The sequence below is a fragment of the Eubacterium sp. 1001713B170207_170306_E7 genome (genome assembly GCF_015547515.1).
Classification (GTDB): Bacteria; Bacillota; Clostridia; order Eubacteriales; family Eubacteriaceae; genus Eubacterium.
Genome location: NZ_JADMVE010000005.1, coordinates 132,906 through 154,618, shown reverse-complemented (window position 1 = coordinate 154,618; position 21,713 = coordinate 132,906). Strand labels below are relative to the sequence as shown.

The 21,713-nt window shown below is 50.4% G+C and carries 19 protein-coding genes; 8 read left to right on the top strand and 11 right to left on the bottom strand.

Annotated elements, in window-relative coordinates:
- Window positions 1–7 precede the first annotated feature (7 nt).
- The 4 genes from deoC to I2B62_RS13455 are packed head-to-tail and all read right to left on the bottom strand — an operon-like array spanning window position 8 to window position 4,017.
- On the bottom strand, window positions 8–658 hold the full coding sequence (gene deoC, locus I2B62_RS13470; protein WP_195269596.1) for a deoxyribose-phosphate aldolase: 651 nt from the start codon (window positions 656–658) through the stop codon (window positions 8–10).
- Window positions 659–693: 35 nt separating this feature from the next.
- Window positions 694–1,881: a TIM barrel protein gene (locus I2B62_RS13465; RefSeq protein ID WP_195269595.1), complete on the bottom strand. Its 1,188-nt coding sequence runs from the start codon at window positions 1,879–1,881 to the stop codon at window positions 694–696.
- A gap of 21 nt (window positions 1,882–1,902) precedes the next feature.
- Entirely contained in the window at window positions 1,903–2,946 is a 1,044-nt protein-coding gene (locus I2B62_RS13460) for an alcohol dehydrogenase catalytic domain-containing protein (protein ID WP_195269594.1), read from the bottom strand.
- An 18-nt stretch (window positions 2,947–2,964) separates the two neighbouring features.
- Window positions 2,965–4,017 carry a galactitol-1-phosphate 5-dehydrogenase gene (locus I2B62_RS13455; protein WP_195269593.1) on the bottom strand — a complete coding sequence of 351 codons (1,053 nt, stop codon included), beginning with the start codon at window positions 4,015–4,017 and terminating at the stop codon, window positions 2,965–2,967.
- A gap of 213 nt (window positions 4,018–4,230) precedes the next feature.
- On the opposite strand from I2B62_RS13455, the gene I2B62_RS13450 reads away from it, so the two are divergent.
- Both I2B62_RS13450 and I2B62_RS13445 read left to right on the top strand, forming a co-directional pair.
- Window positions 4,231–5,076, top strand: a complete 846-nt coding sequence (locus I2B62_RS13450; RefSeq protein ID WP_195269592.1) for a MurR/RpiR family transcriptional regulator — start codon at window positions 4,231–4,233, stop codon at window positions 5,074–5,076.
- A gap of 162 nt (window positions 5,077–5,238) precedes the next feature.
- Window positions 5,239–5,778 carry a DUF6323 family protein gene (locus I2B62_RS13445; RefSeq protein ID WP_195269591.1) on the top strand — a complete coding sequence of 180 codons (540 nt, stop codon included), beginning with the start codon at window positions 5,239–5,241 and terminating at the stop codon, window positions 5,776–5,778.
- 21 nt (window positions 5,779–5,799) lie between these two features.
- On the opposite strand, the gene I2B62_RS13440 is transcribed toward I2B62_RS13445, so the two are convergent.
- The 5 genes from I2B62_RS13440 to I2B62_RS13420 form a co-directional block, all read right to left on the bottom strand.
- Window positions 5,800–6,324 (bottom strand): YcxB family protein, encoded by a 525-nt coding sequence (locus I2B62_RS13440; RefSeq protein WP_195269590.1) that lies wholly within the window; start codon window positions 6,322–6,324, stop codon window positions 5,800–5,802.
- Between the two features lie 75 nt (window positions 6,325–6,399).
- Entirely contained in the window at window positions 6,400–8,538 is a 2,139-nt protein-coding gene (locus I2B62_RS13435; protein ID WP_195269589.1) for a glycoside hydrolase domain-containing protein, read from the bottom strand.
- Window positions 8,539–8,715: 177 nt separating this feature from the next.
- Entirely contained in the window at window positions 8,716–9,450 is a 735-nt protein-coding gene (locus tag I2B62_RS13430) for a peptidoglycan-binding protein (protein WP_195269588.1), read from the bottom strand.
- Window positions 9,413–9,700: a phage holin gene (locus I2B62_RS13425; protein ID WP_195269587.1), complete on the bottom strand. Its 288-nt coding sequence runs from the start codon at window positions 9,698–9,700 to the stop codon at window positions 9,413–9,415. The genes I2B62_RS13430 and I2B62_RS13425 overlap by 38 nt, the downstream gene beginning before the upstream one ends.
- Before the next feature lie 178 nt (window positions 9,701–9,878).
- Entirely contained in the window at window positions 9,879–10,286 is a 408-nt protein-coding gene (locus tag I2B62_RS13420) for a hypothetical protein (protein WP_195269586.1), read from the bottom strand.
- A gap of 438 nt (window positions 10,287–10,724) precedes the next feature.
- Between I2B62_RS13420 and I2B62_RS13415 the strand changes: the two genes are divergently transcribed.
- Window positions 10,725–12,155 carry a trimethylamine methyltransferase family protein gene (locus I2B62_RS13415; RefSeq protein ID WP_195269585.1) on the top strand — a complete coding sequence of 477 codons (1,431 nt, stop codon included), beginning with the start codon at window positions 10,725–10,727 and terminating at the stop codon, window positions 12,153–12,155.
- A 10-nt stretch (window positions 12,156–12,165) separates the two neighbouring features.
- A complete protein-coding gene (locus I2B62_RS13410; RefSeq protein ID WP_195269584.1) occupies window positions 12,166–13,395 on the top strand; it encodes an MFS transporter in 1,230 nt (409 codons plus the stop codon).
- On the opposite strand, the gene I2B62_RS13405 is transcribed toward I2B62_RS13410, so the two are convergent.
- Entirely contained in the window at window positions 13,392–14,834 is a 1,443-nt protein-coding gene (locus tag I2B62_RS13405; protein WP_195269583.1) for a sigma 54-interacting transcriptional regulator, read from the bottom strand. The genes I2B62_RS13410 and I2B62_RS13405 overlap by 4 nt on opposite strands.
- A 2-nt stretch (window positions 14,835–14,836) precedes the next feature.
- Entirely contained in the window at window positions 14,837–16,228 is a 1,392-nt protein-coding gene (locus tag I2B62_RS13400; RefSeq protein ID WP_195269582.1) for a sigma 54-interacting transcriptional regulator, read from the bottom strand.
- Between the two features lie 300 nt (window positions 16,229–16,528).
- On the opposite strand from I2B62_RS13400, the gene I2B62_RS13395 reads away from it, so the two are divergent.
- The 4 genes from I2B62_RS13395 to I2B62_RS13380 are packed head-to-tail and all read left to right on the top strand — an operon-like array spanning window position 16,529 to window position 21,695.
- Complete coding sequence (locus I2B62_RS13395; protein WP_195269581.1) at window positions 16,529–17,992, top strand: trimethylamine methyltransferase family protein; 1,464 nt, start codon at window positions 16,529–16,531, stop codon at window positions 17,990–17,992.
- Between the two features lie 15 nt (window positions 17,993–18,007).
- The gene (locus tag I2B62_RS13390) at window positions 18,008–18,922 is read left to right on the top strand and encodes a TIM barrel protein (protein ID WP_195269580.1); all 915 of its coding nucleotides are present in this window, start codon (window positions 18,008–18,010) and stop codon (window positions 18,920–18,922) included.
- A 21-nt stretch (window positions 18,923–18,943) separates the two neighbouring features.
- Window positions 18,944–20,278 carry an MFS transporter gene (locus I2B62_RS13385; protein WP_195269579.1) on the top strand — a complete coding sequence of 445 codons (1,335 nt, stop codon included), beginning with the start codon at window positions 18,944–18,946 and terminating at the stop codon, window positions 20,276–20,278.
- A gap of 13 nt (window positions 20,279–20,291) precedes the next feature.
- A complete protein-coding gene (locus tag I2B62_RS13380; protein WP_195269578.1) occupies window positions 20,292–21,695 on the top strand; it encodes a trimethylamine methyltransferase family protein in 1,404 nt (467 codons plus the stop codon).
- Window positions 21,696–21,713 lie beyond the last annotated feature (18 nt).

Below are 21,713 nucleotides of genomic sequence, written 5' to 3'. Positions count from 1 at the left end.
ACCTGGCCTAGCTTTCTTTCAAAAGTCCGATGGCTGAGCTGGTACCGATGCGGTCACAGCCTGCGTCTAAGAACATTTCGAGGTCTTCGACGGTTTTTACGCCGCCGGAGGCTTTCATTTTGACAGCCGGCCCGATATGTTCTCTGAAGAGGTTGATGTCCTCAATGGTCGCGCCGCCTGTTCCAAATCCGGTGGAGGTTTTGATGTAGTCTGCGCCCGCGTTTGTCACCAGCTCGCAGACCTTGGCCTTTTCTTCTTCGGTCAGGTAGCAGGTCTCAACGATGACCTTTAAAATGTTGTCGCCGGCGGCCTTTTTCAGTTCAGCGATTTCATTCTGAACATAGTCGTAATCCTTGTCCTTTAAAGCGCCGATATTGATGACCATATCCACCTCGGACGCACCGTTGGCAATGGCGTCCTTGACTTCAAAAGCCTTGACGGCAGTCGTGTTATAGCCCAGAGGAAAACCGATGACCGTGCAGACATTCAGGGCATCGCCGTAGGTTTCCTTCGCTTTTTTTACAAAGGAAGGGGGAATACAGACAGAGGCGGTTTTATATTCCACCGCGTCGTCGCAGAGGGCTTTGATCTGATCCCAGGTTGAGAATGCTTTTAAAAGTGTGTGGTCAATGTGGCCTAAAATTTCTTGTTTGTTCATTTGTATACTCCTTCATTCATTCATTCTTGTCGTCTTTATTTCAGTAAATCAATGAGCTCATTGAGCGGCATGCCATCCTTTGGAATAAACTGGCGCCAGTACGCGCAGGTTTCCTTTAATTTCTTTTTGATTTCTCTTGGATGTTCAGCGTTGGACGCGAAAATCTCAAAGCTCAGACAGATGGACTCAGCCTTTGGCGGCATGGCCGTGTCCTCGGTTTCATAGGATTTCGCGATGGCCTTCAGGAGCCTGGCGCCGTCGATGATGCCCGCTGTGTTGTTGTCCTTTGTAAAGGCCGCGTGGGAGGAGGTAACGCCATTGGTCTGCTGCATGTGCATGATGGGGGAATAGCAGGCCAGCTGTTCAAGCCAGGCGTAAGGGTCAGAGTCAGCCGGATCAAAGGAGAAGAGGTACGGGTAGCGCGCCATGTCGGCTTCGATGGCGTTCAGGGCCGCGTCGCTGGTGTCTTTGTTTTGGACTGCCTTCTCCCAGATCGCGTAGGTGGTGTCGCCGCCCAGCCAGGGTTCGGTGAAGGCACCGCCTTTTACAGCGGCTTCAATGCTCTGGCGGATCTCGCCGCGGCCGGGCTTCCGGAAACGTACCTGGCCGACCATGTGCCCTAAATCAACTGTGGTGTAGATGGGATGATGGTCAATGCTGTAAATATTCCGGAGAAAGCGCTTTGTGCCCTCGATGGTCCAGGGGGTCTGGTGCGGGGCGTACATGGCCTCAACGCAGACGGGAATATTGCCGTTATCCTTTGCGATTTTGCCGATTTCGGACATAATTTCCGAAACCTTTTCTGTTTCTTCCCGGTAGAGGTCCGGGTCCTGCAACACCTTGTCAGGGTAAGCGTGAAGGGAAAAACCAATGCCGGAGCCCCGTGCGCCCAGTCTTTTTATGGCGGGTTCTACCCAGCCCTCCAGCAGATGGCGGGCCATTTTTGCATTTGGATGGGCGAGGCCGGCCGTCCGGTAGGTCTGGTAGCCGGTAAAAAAGCTGGCAACCCGGATATTCTGTTCAGCTTCCACAGCCTTTACACGGTCGAACCATTCGTCGAGGTACCACTGGGGTGAATAGAAAAAGTCGGCCTCGTTGTCAAAGCTGGCCTCGATATAGTCAAAGCCCAGCTCCTTAATGAGCGGTCCCCAGGTTTCCGGTTCCACCCAGCGCTTGATGGCAAAGCAGTTATCCAGGACCAGGTATATTTTTGGGTAATTCATAGATGATCTCCTGTTTTTAGTTTATGGATGAACAACAACCTTCATGATGTTTTCGTCGCGGATTGCGGTGAAGCCGTCCATGATGTTTTCCAGCTTTATGGAGCGCTCAATGTATTTTTTCGCGTCCAGCTTTCCCGTTTCCATGAGCTGCATGATCTCGCGCATGCAGTCCGGTGTGGTGGCGTGCACACCGCAGACCTGAAGCTCCTTGTAATGGATCAGATTCGAGTCGATGTAGCCCTTGCTCTCACCGGGAAGCCCGCCGAACAGGGAGATACGCCCCATCTTCGCGGCGATGACCTGAGCCTCTGTATGGACGGAAGGCACAGAGGTCGCGGTGATGACCACGTTGGCGCCGCGGCCCTCGGTGATGCGCTCAACCTCTGCCACAGTATCCTGCGTAAAAGGATTCACCCAGATCACGCCCGGAACCTTTTCCATGGCGATCTTTCCGCGTTTCTCAACCGGTTCCACAATAATGACCTTTGCCGCGCCCTTCTGGAAGGCAAGCTCGGCATGGATACAGCCGATCATGCCGCTGCCGTAGACAACCACGAAATCGCCGGGCTCGATGTGCATGTAGCGCTGGCCGTTTAAGGCGCAGGCGGCCGGTTCGATCAGGGTGGCGTCGTCATATTCGATGTTGTCGGGCAGCTTGATGACATTGTTCATTCGGATGGCCTGGGCCGGAACCTCCAGGTAAGGCGCGAACACACCCTCATACTGGAAACCGATGGTGGTCAGGTGGTCACACATGTTGGTGTGTCCGGTTCTGCATGGCCAGCACTCGCCGCAGCCGATGGCCGGAGCCACGGTCACACGGTCCCCAACATGGTAGCCGTGGGCCTGCGCGAGACTGCCGGCATGGACGATATCGCCGGCACATTCATGGCCCAGGACGCGCGGCACGTCAATTTTGTCATTTCCCTTTAAAAAAGTCCGCATGTCTGTGCCGCAGATGGAAGCGGATTTTACCTTGACGATGATGTTATCGTCACTGCCCTGAGGCTCGGGAACGTCCCGAACCTCAAGCGCTCTGTTTTCATTAAGTACGAATGCCTGCATCACTTCAGTTCCTTTCGATTATTCCTGTCCCCAGGGGTAGAACATCACCTTGTTGTAGAAGAAGCCGCCTTCCTTAATCTTGTCGAAGATACCCGGACAGTCGTCCAGCGGCAGGCGGTGGCTGATGATATCCCTGGCGGTCATTCCGCGTTCGCCGAACATTTTCAAGGATTCCGTCCAGTCCTCGCCGGGATAAGGTTTGGTAAAGGAGTTCCATGAGCCGATGACGCTCAGCTGGCTTCGCATGATGGTATCCACTTCTTTTTCGCTTAAGTCTAAGCCTTTATGGGAAATTCCGAGGAAGACAACACGGCCCATTTTTGAAGCCATGAGAATACACTGCTTCTGAGCTGCGGGAACGCCGGAGAAGTCAATGACCAGGTTGGCGCCCTTGCCGCCAGTGGCCTTTTTAACCGCTTCCACTGGATCTTCGTTTAAGGAATTGATGACCACATCTGCGCCCACCTTTTTGGCGATGTCCAGCTTTTCGTCCCAGACGTCAACCGCAATGACCTGAGAGGCCCCGCAGAGCTTTGCGTACTGCGCGGCGAACAGGCCGATGGGGCCGGTGCCGCAGACACAAACGCTGTCGTCCGCTTCAAAATTGCCGCGCATGAGTCCGTGATAGGCGTTTGCGCAGGGGTCAAGCGTCGCGGCGTCCTCGTAGGATACGCCCTCAGGAACCTTTAAAAGATTGGATTCCTTGACAGATACATACTCGGCGAGCGCGCCGTCACGTCTGGAACCATAGTAATCATAATCCTCGCATAAGGAGTAAATCCCCTTCTGGCACCATTCGCATTTTCCACATGGGATGAGCGGCGGAACTACCACCCGGTCTCCGGGCTTAAAGTTCTTCACATTTTTACCAACCGCTTCGATTTCACCGGAGAATTCATGTCCGATGGTAATCGGAGAAACATGAGCGCCATAGACAAGGGCTCTGGGAATATCTGAACCGCAAAGACCAACAGCGCGAACCTTCACCATCGCTTCATCGTCCATCATTTCCGGTTTTGGAACATCCTCAACTCTCAAGTCCCCAGGCTTATACATTCTTACTGCTTTCATTTTTAATCTTTGCCTCCTCTGATAATATTTATTTCATAAAAATGGTTTTAAATTTACGCTTGCTATTTACAATTCGTAAATTATAAACGAATTATAACATCATTTTTTGACGATGTCAACATAGCAATCGTAAATTATTAACGAAAGAGTGTTTTACTTTCGGAGAGTTATGAAGTATAATTAAGTCAAAAAGAGGAAAAAGGGAGAAATCTTATGGCTTCTTTATTAAGTGATATACGAACAAAATACAATCTGCTCTCTAAAACGCAGAAGACCATTGCGGACTACATACTGGATAATCCGGATGCCACCATTCTTTTGTCCATTACAGAGCTGGCCAATAACTGCAGCACCAGTGAGACCACCGTTATGCGGTTTCTTAAGAAACTGGATTATGATTCCTATCAGATTTTTCGGGTAAATCTGGCCAAAGAGCTGATTGACAGCCCCAGCGAGACCATCAACGAGGAAATAGCCGAGGGCGACAGCACCTCGGATATCAAGCGCAAGGTGATTAAGCATACCAATACGGCAGTCAGTGATCTCGAGTATTCCATTGACCAGGAGGATATTGATCAGTGCGCTGAGATGATACTGGACGCGAGGCGCGTGACGTTTTTTGGCATCGGCGCGTCCTCAGCCGTCGCCATTGACGCGCTGCACAAGTTTGGGAAAATCGGTCTGAATGTCAACGGCTTTCAGGATTCACACCTGATGAACATCCACTGCTCGCATATGACCCCAGAGGACGTGCTGTTTGTGGTATCACATACAGGTGAAAGCGTGGAGGTGTTAAATGCGGTCAGCCTGGCAAAGGAAAACGGCGCGAAGATCATATCGCTGACCAGCTTCAGCAATTCCAGCCTTGCCAAGAAGTCCGACGTGTTTTTATCCAGCTCCACCAATGACAAAAAGTACCACTCCGAAGCCATGGCATCCAGAATCGTCCAGCTGGTGATTGTGGACATTCTATACCTGTCCGTCTTTATGCAGAATGAGGCTAAGTTCTACAAAGCCCTCAACCAGTCGCGGATCGCGGTATCCTTAAACAAGACATGAAAAAAAGTTCCAGCCGAAACCCGGCTGGAACTTTTTAATTGGGACAAACACTTCCCTCTACCTCTATTATACCCCATTAAATTTTCCACTACAAGACTGTTTATTTCCAGAAAATGAGCGTACAATAGAGGATACTTTACATGAGAAAGGAAGTGTCTGGAAATGATGGATCTTATGAAAACAGCGGCAGAAGTACAGCTGGTGGAGGACACAAAAGCAGTGGCAGCCTGCAATGGGGAGAGCGAACACTTTGGACTTACCCTGTCCGGTGAGCAGGCGCTGGCAGTGATGGAAGCCCGAAATGAAAGCCTTAAGAAACACCAGCGTGTGGAGATCGGCCCCTGCGTCACCAAAAAGATCATCCACCTTTTTTGCGATTCCCAGTATATCTGGCAGGATAATTATGTCGAGACCCTCAAGCGGCTGCAGGATATTTTCTTCCTGTATAAAAACGAATGCGACGACCTGATTTCAGACGATGAGCTGCTGACCTTTATGCAGGAGCAGTTTGAGGGCGTGTGCTTCGGTGATCTGGATTACCTGGAGACCACCTGTCTCCAGCGCTTCTGCATGGCAGTTCAGGCCGGCTACCGCGGTTACCGGCAATCCGGCGGCCACGAGGAGTATCTTCAATTTGATGAGGAGCCCAGATGGGATAAAGGACTCTATATGCAGGTGCTCAGGGAGCTGGCCTGGGAGTAGAAAAAGTTTGCAGGCCTATTCTTAAAGCGTGCTGCCCGTTTTACTCAGAAAAAATTCTTTAAAATTTTCGGGTGTTCCCTTTGTGAAAGCATTCTTTTGAAGTACAAAATAAATATTTTTGCAGTAAAAAACAAAATGAAGATCATCCTCTTTAAAATTAGTGAGCTCGCTGTAGTCCAAATGCTTCATAAAAGTACAGTCAGCGTAATCTTCATAAAATAAAAATACAGGGGGTTCGTCTTCAACGTTATTCACTTTTCTTAGTCTGGCGCCCTTTAGCTTTGTCATAAAAAAGATAAAACGGTCATAGTTGCATGCATAAAGTTCAATGAGTGCTACAAGGCTCAGTGCAGCTAAGCCGATGAGTGAAATCAGATCAATTTTAAATCCGCTTAAAAGAAAAATGATTATTTCCATTCCGGCGATAAGCACTCCCATGATTTTTATGTTTGTCATGTCTTTGGATAAACCCAGGGTATTTTTTTTCAGAAGTTCTTCAGTATCCGCCTTGGTGTAGTGCGGCTCGTTTATGTATAGCGCTTCCATGGTGACCTCCCTATATTTTTTATATTATATCAGAAGAAAGCTCCCTTTAAAAGAGAGCTTTTTATGAGACGTTTATTAGTTATTATATGTATTGATGGCCAGCAGGACAGCAATCATTAAAGCTGCACCAGTAGATGCAGTAAGACCGCCCGTTGGAACAGCGGCTATCAGAAGTATTATCGCTAAAACAATCCCACCTGTATATAAAAGTGCTCTATGATTTGCAACAATATTATCAAGATCCTGTTGATAATCCGGTTGTCCTTTCATTTTAAAGGAAATTTCGAAATAAACATTTCTGTTTTCAACGGATGTACTGTAGACTAACTGTTTTACCTGAATATTAAATGTTGGGAATCCATCAACGGTTGAAAATGAAATGGTAAGCGTACCATGATTAATACTGTTGGCAAAAGCAACGGATGTTTGAATACCTCCAGAAGCATTGATGATAGCTTTATTGGTCGCTGTTAAAGTATCTAAAATTTTTTCTGCGGTAGTAATGTCTCCTTTTTCAAATTCGCCGTTGTTAATAGTAATTGTGGCTTTATCACTTGAAGGAATGGTACTGGTGTCTACCATTGGCGTAAATGAACCACTCAGACCGAACTTGTATTCAATATCAATGAACGGCCCAGGAATAGTGGTTTTCTGATTCCAATTCCAGCCAATACTTGGATCAATGTGTAGAATTTTAAGCATTTCATTACAAAGTCCTTTAGCGACATTGGGTATAGTAAGAGATGAAACCCCGGTATCCTGTCCTGAAGCCATTACCTTATCAATATTAATTTGCGAATCACCAGAGCCATAGCTTGTTTCATAAAATTGATCAAAGGCCCAATTACTTGGAATACGTACACCAATATTACCTGAAAAGCCTGTTGACATATCCGCGACATAGCTTGTTTGGGCATAACCTGCATTTGAGACTCGAGTGCAGACATTACGCGGTCCATAAATTCCCACATTGTAATGGAGTAAATATACTGAAAGTGCTCTGAAATATTCGAGAATATTGCTGTCTACCTCAAAATCATAAGCATCAAAATCGACAGCAAAGTAAATTGTTGTATTCTCGGGAAGACCTAACTCTTGGGCCGTTGATGCAGCATATAAAGCGTCCTGTCGTCCCTGTTCATGGGTAAAGTAGCTCGCATCGGTAACATCCATGTTCCCGGATAAATCATTCCCGGATCGTTCAAAGATAGGAACAAACTTCATTCCAGCTTCCAGAATTAAACTGATTTCTGAAATGGATACAGCCCAATAACCTGTAATATATCTTCCAACATAGTTAATCCCAATACTTTTTAGATACTGAGCACGCTGGTTTGTGATGCGGTCTGTACAATCACAGGCATTGCAGCTGCGATCTACATTTCCCTTGCTGATCAGCAGAGCCGCCCAGGTTGACAATCCAACCCAGCCATCGGCCTCCAGTGCCATGAGGCTCTGGAAATTGATCACAGCATTTTCAACACTGGTATCAAAAATACCATTAAAAGAGCCTGGGTTAAATCCATTGACATAGAGCATATATTGAAGCAGGTAAACTAAAGCGGTCTGTTTGCTGTTTAACGCAACGTTATGGTCATTCGCGCCTTGTGCTGTGCCAGGGCCGAATACACCGTTTGGCGCATCAATGCCTACTTCTTTCTGAAATGCATAGAGCAGCGCGTTGCAGGTGTTTCTGCCATAGACCCCATCACAAGGACAGATATTCAAGTCCATCCAGAAGTAAGCACTGTATTTATTGTTAAGTGCCTGCTGAATGGCTCGAATGCGGCTGTCACCGCCTGAAATTAAAACGACAGCATCTGTGGATAATAAGCCTTTCATAGTTTTTGCATCCACTTTCCCGTCAGCGGTAAGACCAGCTGCCATTTTAAATTGGTTTACACCAGAAACGGTAGTATTGTCAAAATCCTGAGTCAGATCTTGGGAAGAGAACCCCTTACACCACAACCCGCCCTGAATAATATTGACAATATGGCCTTTCGCGCCACTTTGGACGGTTGGACAAAGCTCTGCGGTCATTGGGCCAAACTCACCGGTTGGTGTAGAGACGCCAATTTCAATTTGCAGAGCTGAAATTAAAGATGCCACCGTGCCATTCCCTGTTTGACCATCTTCTGTACATGAGATATAACCATTTAAATTTTTATAGGTTGCATTTAACCATTTCTGCGTCATTAATACTTTTTGATCCATAATATAAATCCTTCTTTCTTTTTTTATTTGTTTTTTAGTAAACCGGCAATGTGCACCTGCCGGTTTAAGAAGGACCGGTCCTCTGCTTTAGTTTTTGGCCTTATGCAGCGTCGGGCGCTTTTATAATACTATTTTAGCCGAGTTTCTCTTCTTTGTCTGTGTGCAGTTTGTGTGTTTTTAATCATTCCACTGAAAATGCACAAAGCTTCTGTCATAATAGCGGATGGTCTTCAGGCCATACCACTCACCCGCGTCTGCCACCGCATCGACGGTATAGCCATTGGCGGCATAGACGGCAATATCCGCTGCCCGTCCCAGTTTATGGTAGGAATCCGGCACGCCGCCGACTTCTGCGTTGAGGATTTCACACCTTACGCCAGAGGTAACGACCAGGGGAATCCCCAGGTCTCTCCGAACCTGCTCCAGTTTTTCGATGAGCGTCCGGTTCATCGGGACTGGAAACCCATCGCAGTATTTGCCGCCGCACTCACATTTAAACTCCTGCATATTAAAATGCTCGGTTACCTGTTCCTGTGGATCAAAAGCCGGCGCCGGATCGCCTGCGGCATAGTCAAACAGGGCGGCTTCAGTGTTATAGCCGACGATGCCGTCTGCTGCGAGTCCAAAATCGACCTGCAATGCTTTGACGGCCGCATCGGTTAAGGGGCCTGGAAGACCATCCACCGGGCAGCCGCAGCCTTTTGCGTTTAACTGCGCCTGTATGCCGCGTACCTGCCCGGACAGATGGTCTTTTGTCACCGGACCGGCAATGCCGTCAGCCTCGATGCCATAGCCTTCCTGGGCCCGTCTCACCGCCGCCTGGGTTTCGGGGCCATCATAGCCATCGACCGTCCCCGGCGCGTAGTTGCAGAGCTTAAGGGCTTCCTGAACCTGTGTTAAGGTCATCTCCATTATTTTTTACCTCCTTCCTTTTGTCTTTCTTTTTTAATACCTGTTCTGAATCGCTGATGCTGGGGGTTGTCGGATCGACAATCACGCCCATTGCAACGGCACAGATGACAACTGCGTTTAAAATCTTTTCGATTAAAGGCACGTTAAAATCCGTTGAGATAAATCCCTGAGCGTACTGCAGGATCAAAACGATCAGGCCGATACAGGCAATCCAGAAGGCTTTGTTCTTTAATCGAATCTTTAAGTTCATTCCGATTATCACCACCTTTCTATCGAAGGCTACTGATGTTGTTGTATCGCGATAACAGCTATGCTTTCGATAAGAACATTATAGCACTGTGTCTGCAGGCTGGCTGTGCGCACTTTGTGCTGCGTTTGGCTAAAAGAAAAGAGCCTTTCGGCTCTTTGGGGCGAGTGGGAGCATTTGATTATCTGATCGGACGTTTCATCACCTGATTTGCTTTTGCAGCGACATGGCGGATATAATCATAGTCATACTCGAGCTCCTCGGCGATCTGTACCAGCGATTTTCCGGTATAGCGCTGCATGTAAAATACTTTTTTCTGAATGTTTTTAAGCTTGGGGATGGCCTCAAGAATAATTTTAAGGCTTTTTTCAAGTAAACGCTCCTGGCGGCGCTGTTCATCAATAGCCTCGCGGATAAGCGTTAGCTGTTTGAGGATTTGTTTTTTTCTTTCGACCCTGGTATAGGGTGTTTTTTCAGACAAACGCAGCCATTTTTCTTCTAGCTGAGCAAGACGGATAATCTCCTCCTGGATAATGGTCAGCTCGGCCTTTAAGCTGATAACCGTGTCGTCTTTTTCTAATAATGACATAGACTCCCACCTTTCGAATAAACTTTCTTTTTAAAACATATGTTCTTTTAAAATAATCATACGCTTATCAAGAGGAAATGTCAACGAAATCCATTGGAGTGGACAAATATTTACTCTAATTTAAGCAAGTGTTTTTTTGATTTTAAAGATAAATATTATCCCTTGCGGCTGTTTTTAAAATAAAATTTTAAGAAGCGTCATTATTTTGGACAGCCTTTCTCTATATAGTTAAATTTTCGTTAAAAACAGAGTTTTTAGATTTGTTGCTTTTTATGACAATGTCAATATTTTGAACAAAAATAAAAGAAAAACCAAGTAAAAAAATAAAATTACGGTGTTTTAAAGCGGTAAGTCCCATTATTTACGGTATATTTTTGGCATAAAAATTGCATTTACTAAAGATCAAGATTTAATGCTGCTGCATTTGGGAGGAATAAGATGAAAAAATATGAACAGTTTATTGCAAAAGAGGACGTTGAATTAATTCATGAGAATACCATTCGTATTCTTGAAAACGTCGGGGTTAAGTTCGAGCATGAGGAAGCTCTGGAAATTTTCAGGAGACACGGCATCCGGGTCGAGGGTGATGTTGTCTATATGGGTGAGAAGGATGTGCGCGCGGCTTTGTCGACGGTTCCGGAGACCTTTACGCTGTACTCTGGCAGGGGAACTGTGGCGGTCGGCGGCGGCAGCATGGTCAAGCTGCCGGTGGGCTGTCCGGCTTTTATCGAAGATCACGGCAATATCCGCAAGATACTCAATCAGGATATTATCGACCTGTTTAAGCTCATTGATACCAGTCCGCTGCTCGACTGCAACCACGTTAATTTTTTTACAGAAACGGAAGGCTTCTCCGATGATGTAAAGCGCTATTCTTACCTGGCGATGCTCATGAAATATTCCAACAAACCCTTCCCCTTTGCCATTCCGGACACCTCGGCGGAAAAGGGCAGCCTGCGGGAGGCCATGGCCGGGGGTATCCGCCTGATGAAGCGGTTTGAGGGCGTTGAGGACAAATGTCTGGCCTCGGTGGGGATCAATCCCCTTTCACCGCTCTGCTATGACCATGCCCCCATTGAGCGGATCATCGGTACCTGCAGCGAAAATCAAGGAGTCTGGCTGGCATCCTGTGTGATGCCGGTTTTAACAGCTCCGCCGTCAATCGCCTCGATTCTGACCATGGTGAATGCGGAGATTCTGGCGGGTTTTGTTTTTACCCAGCTCTTAAAGCCCGGAACACCGATGATTTACGCCAATGTGTCCGGCTCAACGGATTTGAGAACCATTCAGCTGAGCATGGGAAATCCAGAGGCCGCGCTGATGATTTACGGCACAGCGGCTCTGGCCGATTATTATCATGTGCCCTTCCGGGCCGGCGGCGCCATCAGCGACGCCAAGGACCTCGATTTCCAGGCAGGCATGGAATCCATGATGATGACAGAGGCGACCGTGGAGGCAGAGCCGGATATGATCCTTCACAGCACAGGCTGTCTGGGGACATACAATATCGTCAGCTTTGAAAAAATGCTGATGGACGAGGAAATCTTTGCCTATGCCGAACGGATTCACCGGGGCATTGACGTAACCGATAAGAAAATCTGCTTTAAAGAAATTGAGAAAACCGGGCCAAGGGGCAGTTTCCTGTCGGGCAGAACGCCGAAAATGTACCGTGAGGAATTTTATCTCACCCAGTACCTGAACAAGGCGGACGCCAACGACTGGCAGAATAAGGGCCGGGCCGGACTGAAGGAAAATGTGGGCAAAAAGGTGCGGGAGAGAATTGAGGCCTACCGGGCGCCGGAAATCACAAAAGAGCAGGAAGCGCTGCTGAGGCCGTATTTGCCGGAAGCTTACCGGGACCAGATTTAAGGGGGATGTTATGAGTAAGGGAAAACGTAATTTTCTTTTGGTGTTGATCAGTGTGATGGTGGGGATTATTTATTTTATCCCCTACCTCCGCTTTTTCTTCTACGACCAGATGCTGGACGGCTTTAATCTGACCAATCTGCAGCTGGGCACCCTCGGCTCGATCTACGGCCTGGTCGCGCTGTTCTGTTATCCGGTCAGCGGTTACCTGGCCGACCGTTTCAGTGCGCGCATTCTGCTGGCCATCTCGTTTTTAGCCATGGCAGGGCTGACCTTCTGGCAGTCTACTTTTCCGGGCTATAACATACTGGTGGTCCTCTATGTGCTGTACGGCTTCTTTACCACAGCCACGCTCTGGTCGCCCTATATCTGCTTTGTACGCCATCTGGGCACAGAGGAGGAGCAGGGCAAGCTCTTTGGCGTCAGCGAGGCCATGCGCGGTGTGGTCAGCGCGGTAACCGGCTTTGTGTTTCTCTGGATGCTGGGCCTTTTTGTGGACAGTGTGGGAGGGATGCAGGTGCTCCTGTGGATTTCGGTTGGGTTATATGTGCTCTTCGCAGCTTTGAGCCTGGTCTTTTTACCCAAAACGGAGAACAAAGCCGTTAAACAGAACGGTCCTCAGGAAAAAGGGATGAAAAACATTGTAAAAGCCCTCAGGCTCCCCGGGACGTGGCTGGTCGCCTTCTTTCTGTTCAGCTGCTTTTGCGTGATCAATACCGGGACCAACTACCTGGGTACATACACCACGCAGGTGCTGGGCGTATCGGCCTCTGTATCCAGCGGGCTGGCGATCTTCAGAAGCTATGTCATTGTTATCGCGGCCGGTGTGCTGGGCGGCATACTGGCAGACAGGGCAAAATCCAGGGCCATCTTTATCAGCGGGCTTCTGGGCGGCATCATCGTGTGCGCCGCGCTTTTAATTTTCAGCAGCAGTCTGGTGACCGTGGCCATTGTCATTACCATGGTCATGTCCTTTCTGTACTTTACGGTTAAATCCGTTTATTACTCTGTCATGGGCGAGGGTGGGATTCCCCTTGAGCTGACTGCGGCCGCCACAGGCATCATTTCCTTTATCGCCTATGCGCCGGAGGCCTTCATGACCACCATCATGGGCTCATGGATTGACGCGGACCCGGTGGCGGGTTTCAACAAAATATTTATCTGGATGATCAGTTTTTCGGTCATCAGCATCATACTGGCTGTGATTATTTACAGGCGGCACAAAAAAGCTGAGAGCATCTAGCCCTCAGCTTTTTCCAGTTGATACTTTTTAATTTTATTGTGCAGGTTTGTCCGGGAGATATGAAGCTGTCTGGCGGCCTGGCTGATATTGTGGCCGTTTTTCTCGAGCGCGCGCTCGATGATTTTTGCTTCGTAGGCGTTCATCAGCCGGGCCAGCGATTCCTCCCCGCCGGTGTCCGGCGGCTCCGGTGACGGCGGCACGGTCTTTGTCTTGAGCAGGTACTCGGGCAGGTGGTGGGGTTTGATAAAGGGCTCGTCCTTTTCCGCGAAGTAGATGGCCTGGGTAATAATATGCCGCAGCTCACGGACATTGCCGGGCCAGCTGTGGCATTCAAAGATCTGTTTTACCGCGGCGGACAGACGGGTGACCTTTTTCCCAAGCACTGGTGCCATGGCGCCGATAAAGAACTCGGCCGTTTCGGCAATATCCTCCCGGCGCTTGATCAGCGGCGGCAGCTCAAGGGAGAAAACCGCCAGACGGTAATACAGGTCTGCCCTTAAGTGGTTGTTTTCAATGGCCTGAAAAGGCTCCTCGTTGATGGCGCTGATAATCCGGCATTTGCACGGCTTTTCCTCCTGGCCGCCCACGGCGCGGAAACGCCCGGTTTCCAGAACCCGCAGCAGCTTTGATTGAAGTCCGATGTCCATGGCGTTGAGCTCATCCAAAAATAAAGTACCGTTTTCGGCCTCTTCCAACAATCCCCTGCGGTTGACCGCCCCGGTATACGAGCCCTTGCAGGTGCCAAAGAGGGTACTCTCAAGCAAAGCTTCCGGGATGGCGCTGCAGTTTACGGCCACGAAGGGGCAGGACGAAAAGGCGCTGTAATTGTGAATGCTCTGGGCAAAAACCTCCTTGCCGGTGCCGGTCTCGCCCCAGATAAGTACCGGAGCGTCGGTCTTGGCTGCGATTTTTCCACGGTAGACGGCCTTTTGAAGCATCGGGCTGCTGCCGACCACATGGTCAAAGGTGTGCTGGGTGCCATTTGGCAGATACTGGGAGGAGGCCTGGCGGTCGCTTTGCTTTTTATTGCCCTCGGCGATCATTTCCAGATAATCCGAGACCTCACGGTAAATACACAGGGCGTAGTCGATTTGACCGTTTTTTCCGTAGATGGGATAGGTGCTGCACAGAATATTGGCCTCATTGCCGCCGACGGTGGTGTAATAGTCCAGTGTTTCCCGGTAGACTTTTCCAGTTTTCAGCGTGTCGAGCACCATGGAGCGCTTTGGTCGGGTGAGGTTGGGGAACTGCTGGGGGTTGTAAAGGGACTCGGGGCTTTTGCCAATAACATCCTCGCGCCGCAGCGCCTCGATTTTTTCACAGCCCTTTGAATAGCAGATGATCCTGCCCGCGGCGTCCAGAATCATGACGGCCATGTCCGTGATGCGCTCCAGATCCCCGATGCTCAGCGGGCGCAGCGCTTTTAAATCCTGTTCCATGTCTATTCCTCCTTAACACAGTATTTCCGTATCAGCCGGCTGGCCTTTGACTGGGTGATGCCCAGCTCCTCGGCCACGCCGACAGAGGTTTTCCTGCGGCTGTAGCAGTCCTGGATAATGTAGCTTTTGATCTGGTCCAGGAGCTGGTCGTAGGAATAATAAAATTTATCGTCGGTCTGGGGAACGTGCATGCGGATTTCCTCGGGCACCTTGCTCTCGTAGATAATAGAGCCGCTGGTTAAGACGTACATGCGCTCAATGACGTTTTTAAGCTCCCGGATATTGCCGGGCCAGTCATAATTGACCAGGGCGAGCAGGGTCAGGGAATAAAAAACCTTGTTGGTGCCGTGCTTTAGATTTTGTTTTTTCAGATAGTGGAGTGAAAGGGGAATGATGTCCTCCTTGCGTTCTCTGAGGGGCGGGATATAGCTGATGAAGGAGCCGATACGCCAGTAGAGGTCCTCCCGGAAGTTTTTTTCCGCGATGGCGGTCTTTAAATCCTTATTGGTGGCGGAGATGATGCGCACATCCACATGGACGGGGGTGGTGCCGCCCACCGGCAGGAAGGATTTGCTCTCGATGGCGTGCAGGAGCTTTACCTGAAGGTTCAGGGGCAGGTCGCCGATTTCGTCAAGGAACACGGTGCCCTTGTCGGCGGATTCCAGCAGGCCCTTTTTCCCGCGGGTGCTGGCGCCGGTAAAGGAGCCGGAGGCATAGCCGAAGAGCTCGCTTTCCAGCAGATTGTCGGGGATGGCCCCGCAGTTGATGGACATGAAGGGGCCGAAGCCGCGGTCGCTGCACTGGTGGATATACTCGGCGATGAGGGTTTTGCCGGTGCCGCTTTCCCCCAGCAGCAGGATGGACATGTCTGACTTCGCGATCCGCTCCAGCTCCACGATCCGCTTCAGGAAAGCATGGCTTTCCCCCACGATGTTGCGCCGCTGGCGCTTTTTTACTTTTTCAGGCTTTTCCATGAGCTTGGCGTCAGCGTCAAAGTCCACATCCGAAAAATTTTCCTGAATCACGTAGACGGTAAAGTCAATATCGTCGGGATGATCTTCCTTCATGACGGGCGTGTCAATGATTTCCATGTAATTGCGCGACAGCATGTTTTTCTGCCTGTAAATCAGGGGTCTTTTCGCGACCAGCATATTTCTGTAGGCTGGCGGGTAGACGACGCCCTCCCACTTTCCCCAGTCGCTGTCCCCCACCAGATCCTCGGGCAGTCTGCCGTAATGCCTGGAGATGGCCGGGTTCACATAGATGGTTTTCCCGTTCTGGTCGCTGACAAAAACGCCCAGAAAAAGATTTTCCAGAATTTTGATATAGAGCTCCTTTGGAAGCGACATCAGATAGTGCATATAATCTTCGCTGTGCTGAAATGGATTGTTCATAAAATCACCGCCTTTCCCCTAGTATACCGGGATTCTTTATGAAAAACAAGCGATTTCCGAAAAAATAGTCATTTTTGCATAAATTGTTTGATATCACAGAGTATAGACAGTTAAAAATGATTAACTGGCGGCGCTGTTTTGGTTGAAAATGGCGTGTTTGGGTCTTTTTTAAAATTGGCACAGGTCTTGCGTTATTAAACGGCATGAATCGGAAAGCCGATACTTCCGCAATCTGCAGAATGCTGGAATCAAATGTAATCACAGAAAAATGCCTATGATATGAAAAACTGGAGGAGAACTATGTACCCAAACCGTAATTTATATGAAAAATATATCACAAAAGACGAAATTGAACTGATCCACGAATATACCCTGAAAATTTTATCCGAGGTCGGCGTGGTCATCGAGAGCGACTATGCCGCAGAGGTGTTCGCAAAGAACGGCGCCCGCGTTGAGGGGCACAAAATTTTCATCGACGAAGCCCTTTTAAAGAAAGGCCTTTCCACAGTGCCAAAGGAATTTGATATTTACAGCCCGTCTGGCAAGCTGACCCTTGGCGAAAGCGCGCCGACCATCTGCGCCGGACCAGTTGCCCCCACGACCATACAGGATTTTGAGAACAATACCTACCGCCCGGCCAATTTAAAGGACGTTGAGCAGTACTATATTCTCCAGGAGACCAGCAAGGTGATCAGCATGCCGACCCACTCCTGCCAGAATACCGACGACCTGGATAAATCCGGCGATGACTTCCACACCCCGCAGGTAGCCATGGGGCTCAAATACTGTCAGAAGCCCATTTATCAGGGCAACACCATCACTCCCATCAATTACAAAAAAGGCTCCCTGGTCGAAGCAAACCGGAAGCTGGTCAAGCTGCACCGCGAGTTTTACGACATCTGGGATAAGCCGGTGACCATGTCCAACTGCTGTGTGCTCTCGCCGCTGGCCATCGGCGCAGAGGTCGTTGACACCATTGTGGGCGCGGTGATTGAAAACCAGCCGGTGATCATTATCTCCTGCTCCATGACCAACTTGACCTGCCCGCCGACGCTGGCCAGCGCCATTGTGCAGGACAACGCCAACATCCTGGCCGGCATTGTGCTGACACAGCTCATCAGCCCGGGCGTGGGCGCGGTTTACGGCTCGGTTACCTCACCCACCGATATGCGCAACGTGCAGCTGGCCACCGGTGCGCCGGAAGCGGTGCTCATGCAGATGGGCCTGGTCGCCATGGGCCGTTACTACAATCTGCCGGTGCGCTCCGGTGTATCCGCCACCACTGCCGTTGACCTGGATTTCCAGTGCGGCGCGGAATCCATGATGACCCTTATGACCGGCATGCTCGGCAAAACCGATTTTATCCTGAACGCGGCCGGCGCTTACGGCGGCTATAATCTGGGCTCTCTTGAGAACTTTGTTTTGGATGAGGAAAACATCGCTTATTTGAAACGTCTTAACGAGGGACTGGACATCACCGAGGACAAGCTGTATTTTGACCTTATCGCAAAGACCGGCCCGCGCGGCAATTTCTTAAAGGGCCGTACGCCAAAGGATTACCGCAGGGAAAACTACTTCCCAAACATCTTTATCCGTGAAGGCGGTTCCCCGGCAGATGTTATTGAAAAGAACGGCAACCTGGCCGCCCGCGCCCGCAAGGTCGTCAACGAGCGTCTTGAAAGCTACGAGCTGCCGGATGTCACCACAACCCAGAAAAAGCTGTTGAACGAATACCTGCCAAAAGGCTACAAATACGATTTATAAAAGGAGCGTAAAAATATGAGATCAAATGACCGACAATTACAATTAGGGATGCACACCTACACCCTGCACCTCAGCGGACTTGGCGAAAGCTGGGGCTTTGATTCCACCCACGCCTTTGAAAAAGCCATCAACCTGATGCAGCTCATGGACCTGGCCGTGGAATGGGGCCTGGACGGTCTCCACATCACCAACGTGGATCTGGAAACCCTGGACGCGGGGCACCTGGCGGAGGTAAAGGCCGCCGCCGAGGCCCACGGGCTTTACCTGGAATACAACGTGTCCTTTGACGCCCCCTGCGACCCGCGCGTCAACTCCACAGTGCGCGACGCGCTGGTTAACGCAAAGGCCATGGGCGCAGATCTGGTCAAGTTCAGCCTGGATATTGAACGGCCAAAGCCGTTGTACGGCACCTGCTTCCACCCGGACGTCATGGCCCAGCTGGCAAAGCGCTACCATGCGTTTGAAGAAAACATTCCGCTCATGGAGGAGCTGGGGCTTCAGGTTTCCATCGAAAACCACTGCGATACCTATGCCGACGAGGTGATCTGGCTGGTCAAACAGCTGAACCATCCGAGTATTGGGGCATGCCTGGATACCATCAACTCACTGTGTGTGCTGGAGGGCCCGGAGGCCTGCGCAGAAAAGATGGCGCCCTATGCGAACTGCTGCCATTTCTGCGACAATAAGCTGGTCATTGACCCAGATGGCACACACTCCATCGGTGTAGCCATCGGCGACGGCGATATCGACTGCGCGAAAATCCTGAAAATGCTCAAAGAGCAGGCGCCTCTGGAACGCATCACCTTTGAGGTTGAGTACGAGATCGGGGAGGATACGCTGGAGGTCGCCCGTGAAAAGGAAATTGAGGCCTGCAAAAAAAGCATCGCTTACCTGCGCGATGTATTGAAGCTGGGCGTCCGCGGACGCTAAGTCAAGAGAGGGGGTAATATTATGAAAATAACTGGAAAAAAGAGATGGGTGGTCCTGGCGCTGGTGTCGCTGCTCGGCGGTATTATGGTCTATGTACCGTTTTTACGCTACAATTACTATGACCAGATGATCACTGTTTTCACACAGTTTAAGCCCATTGTATCCGAATCCTACGCCCATGAGTTCATCGGTGATATCGGCCTGTGGTTTGGGATCTTCTCGGTATTGATCTACCCGGTCGGGGGAATTCTGGCAGACAAGTTCAGCGAGCGCAATCTGCTGGTCATCGGCGCGGCCATCATGGGCCTGGCCTCCTTCTGGTACGGCCTTGTGCCCGGCAGCACAGAGATCATGATCATCCATATTCTCTACGGCATCGGCACCAGCATTTTCATCTGGTCGGCTTACCTGAAGGTTGTCCGTAAGCTTGGGACAGATGCCGAGCAGGGCAGAATGTACTCCACGTCGGAGTTTGTACGGGCCATTGTCGGGACAGCCATCGGTTTCTTTGGCGCAGGCCTTTTAAACAAGGCGATTTTTCCTGGGACGGGCGTCGATCCGCAGGTTCTGGGGCAGCAGTGGCAGCTGATGCTGTTCTTTAACGGCGCGCTGTTCATCATCCTGGGAATTCTGATTTTTATTCTTGTGCCGCGGAAGATTACCGGGGCGGAGGAGAGCAACGAGACGGTTCAGGAGGGCTTCAGTATGAAGAGTATTGTCACTGTTCTGAAAATGCCGGGCACCTGGCTGCTGGCGCTGCTGATTTTCTTCTGCTTTTCCTTTACCTCTGCGGGCGCGGGCTATCTCGGCACATACACCACCAATATTCTCGGCATTTCGGAAACGCAGGCCAGCAACTTTGCGGTTATCCGCAATTACATCATCGCCGGACTCTCCACTCTGGCCATCGGGTTCATCGCGGATAAGATCGGCTCAAAGGTTAAAACCCTGGGCATCTACCTGGTGCTGGCCACCGTCATGGCGGTTGTCATGATTCTGACCAAGGACGCGACCATGATGTGCATTGTCGTCACCTTTGTGTTTGCCACGGTTTATACCGGGATGCGGGGCATCTATTTCGCAACCCTGAGCGAGGTCGGGATTCCGCTGTCTCTCACCGGCGTGGCGACCGGGATCATCTCACTGATCTGCTACACCCCGGACATTTACTTCGCCAAGCTTGCCGGCTCCTGGCTGGACGCCTACGGCAACGCGGGCTATGATTTTATCTGGTATTGGGCCATTGGCTGCGGAATCCTGGGGATCATCACAGCCATCGTCACTCTGGCTTACGCTAAAAAGCTGCAGTCCAGGAAGGAAAAGCCGGCTGAAAATACAGCGGCAGATATGGAATAGAGGAGGAGAAAAAATGAAACAATCTTATAATTTTGCGGCAAAGGAAGAGCTGGAGCTGATCCACGCACATTCATTGAGGCTTCTGGAGGAAACCGGTGTTGTTTTCTACTGTGATGAAGCCCTGGAGGTTTTTAAAAAGCACGGCGCGCGTGTTGACGGAGAGACGGTTTTTATTGAGGAAAAAATGCTGAACGCGGCGCTTAAGACCATCCCGAAGACCTACGAATGGTACGGGCGGAACGGGTCGGTTACCCTGGGCGACGGCAAGCCCATCTATGCCTCCAGCTATGGCCCCATGTACGTGTACGAGGACGATGCCTATCACTTTCCAACCCCAGAGGATTTCGCGAATTTCGCCAAGCTTGACCAGAGCAGCAGGGTGGTGACCATCGGCAATCCCAACAACATGGATATGCCTCAGATCAAGCCCGAGGACCGGAGCAATTACGCCATGGCGGCCACGCTCATGTATCTGGACAAGCCGCTTATGGGCATGGTTGACGGCCGGAAAAGTGCCACAGACTGCCTGGAGATGGTCCGCCGCTTCTACGGTCTGGATGCCTCCGATAAGCGCTGCGTGGTATCCGGGCTCATCAACGTGGCTTCACCCTTTCACTATTCCCAGGCCATGTGTGAGGGACTGATGAAGTACGCGTCAGAGGGACAGGCGACCTTTGTGACCTCGGCAGGCATGAGCGGCCTGACTGTTCCCGATACCCTTGCCGGACATATTCTGGTGGCAAACACCGAAATTCTGGCCGGCGTCGTGCTGACACAGCTCATCAACCCGGGAGTTCCGGTGGTCTACGGCCTCCAGGGCCTTGGCTCAGACCTGCGCTATACTGTGGGCACCATGGGCAGCCCGGAACAGTCGCTGATCTTCCAGACAGCCAAATCCCTCGCGAACTTTTACGGTATGCCGGTCCGCACCGGCGGCCTCATGAACGACGCCAAAGACATGGATATCCAGTCCGGCGTCGAATCCTTCAACAGCGGCTATGCCGCCATCCAGTCCGGTGTGGATGTCATGCTCCTGTCCTGCGGCATGCTGGACTCGGTCAACACCATCAGCTATGATAAATACATCTACGACGAGGAAATGATCCAGTCCATCGAGCGTTTTGTCCGCGGCTACGAGGTAACAGAGGAAACCCTGCAGTTTAACAAAATACAGAAGGCCGGCCCCGGCGGCGATTTCCTCGGAAGAACCACCCGGCTGTACCGCAACGATTACTTTATGCCGGATATCTGTAACCGCCTGTCCCACGGAAACTGGGTAGCGGCAGGACAGCCCACCATCAAAAGCCGGACCAAAGCCGCTTATCAGAAGCGCCTGGAGGAATACGTGATGCCTGAAATGGATCAGGATCAGAAGGCGCTGATTGAAAAGTACATTTCAAAGGAACACTGGTATTAAGGGTTTTAAAAAAGCTGC